Origin of the sequence: Holdemanella sp. DFI.5.55 (genome assembly GCF_020593575.1) — a bacterium.
Classification (GTDB): Bacteria; Bacillota_I; Bacilli_A; order Erysipelotrichales; family Erysipelotrichaceae; genus Holdemanella; species Holdemanella hominis.
Map to the genome: position 1 here is coordinate 1 of NZ_JAJDMK010000143.1, position 1,869 is coordinate 1,869.

General features: G+C 35.1%; 1 protein-coding gene. It reads right to left on the bottom strand.

Translation table 11 applies throughout. The features are described 5' to 3' along the window. Positions 1-212: 212 nt before the first annotated feature. Positions 213-1,577 carry an IS110 family transposase gene (locus LJE08_RS13375; RefSeq protein WP_186999179.1) on the bottom strand — a complete coding sequence of 455 codons (1,365 nt, stop codon included), beginning with the start codon at positions 1,575-1,577 and terminating at the stop codon, positions 213-215. Positions 1,578-1,869 lie beyond the last annotated feature (292 nt).

Consider the following 1,869-nt stretch of genomic DNA (forward strand, 5'->3'; position numbering starts at 1 on the left):
AAGACAAACTATTAAATGTCAATAAGTAATGTAAAATTTGTTGAAATTGTAGTTTTCTTTGTTGGATCAAGGGTGTTTGTCTTGATTTAGAGGTGAATCCTCGTTAAAAACTTCATCTAGTTTTTGAAATTGGGTGCATTGAAAACAACTTTTTTGAGCCTTTAAAAAATTTTTCAAAAAAGCCTGATTTTTGAAAGAATTTGTATGTTTTTTTATTCGATTAAAGCTGTTTTTATCGATTTAAATACGAATTCATGGAGTTCTCCATATTCATCTTCATACAGATATTTCTTTCGTCTAGTTTTTGCTGAAAAGTCTGTTTCGGCATTTTGGAAAAACTCATTTTGGGTTGATTCCGATAGTTTCACCAAATCACGGTATTGAATAATGTATGTGGACTGGTTTTTCATTAAAGAATAAATCACTTTGCAAAGTTTGTTCGCTACTGCATTCACTGCAAGAGTATGTTTGGTACGATCTCCATTCTTTTTTCTGGTAAAGTAAGCTTTAAATATCGGGTTGTTTCTTCGTGCAAATTCAGCAACCATGTAGATTGCATGACGAAGATAACGAGAACCTTTCTTGGAAATTTTTCCACGCTTGTTTACAGAAGAACCAGACTTGGAGTTGTCACCATATAACCCTGCCAGGGATACGATCTGACTCGCTTTATGAAATCTGGAGATATCTCCTATTTCAGCAACGATTGTAGCCGCTGTGATTTTTCCACATCCTGTTAATGTAAGAAGTACATGATAAGCAGGAAATTCTTCAGCCTTAGAATCAATTATTTTCTCAAGATTTCGTATTTCTGATTCAAGAGAATCTATAGAATCAATAAGGCTGTGAATGTTGTATAGTTCGCCATCTGAGATAGATTTGCGAACAACAATCGAATTACGTGCAGCATGAATAAGTTCATTTGCTTTGTCTACGCCAAATTTGTTTTTAGAAGCTTTTTGAAGAACAGAAACAAGTTCATCGAAATCAGCTTCTATGATAGAATAAGGTGTAGGATATATTGAAAAGATGGCTTTTAAGGTTGCACGTCCACTTGGAAAGACTTTGAGAAGGTCAGGAAAATACAAACAAACTTTGGCGAGGAATCTGTTTGTTTCCTGAGTGCATGTAACTTTAAGTGCATTCCTTCTGCGAATGTAGGCTTTCAAATCAGTATATCCGTTTTTTGCTACATGAACGATTTGAGCATCGCCGTTCAAAAGAAGTTCGGCAATACAGCCAGAATCGATCTTATCTGTTTTATTAAGTCGTTTGTAGTCTCTGTAATTTTTAACGGAATCCGGAGAAATCATAACTACGTGATACCCATCTGATTTGAGCCTTTCGTATAAGTTAGTACCATAGATACCTGTCACTTCCATCCCAAACAAGATCTTATCTTTGTTCAGACATTTGGAAAGAACAGTGTTAAGGAACTTTTCATATCCTTGTAGCGTATTTGAAAAGTGTCCTCTCTTAATCAAGAATTTATCCTGATTGTTTTTCATGGCAAAATCGTGTTTGTTCTGAGCACAATCGATGCCAACGTAGTAGTCATAAGAATCTTGTTTTTTCATAAAATCTTCCTTTCGTAACCGGTTCTGGATTGCACCTCTAAAGCAAGACAAACACAACCTCAAGAATTAGAAGATACAGTGCAAGAGCAAAGTTCATCAACAAACCAAATCAGTGTATAAGGCACGTCTTGAATAAAGGAGCCAGTCTTTAAAAAGTGAATCAACAGTTCACAGGAGGCATGTAGGCTACCTTAGTCCAGAACGTTACAATTATCTTGGATTAAGAAGAAAAATACAATCTATTTAACAACAATGTGTTGAACTGATTACGCTACATATTATATGAGGAGGT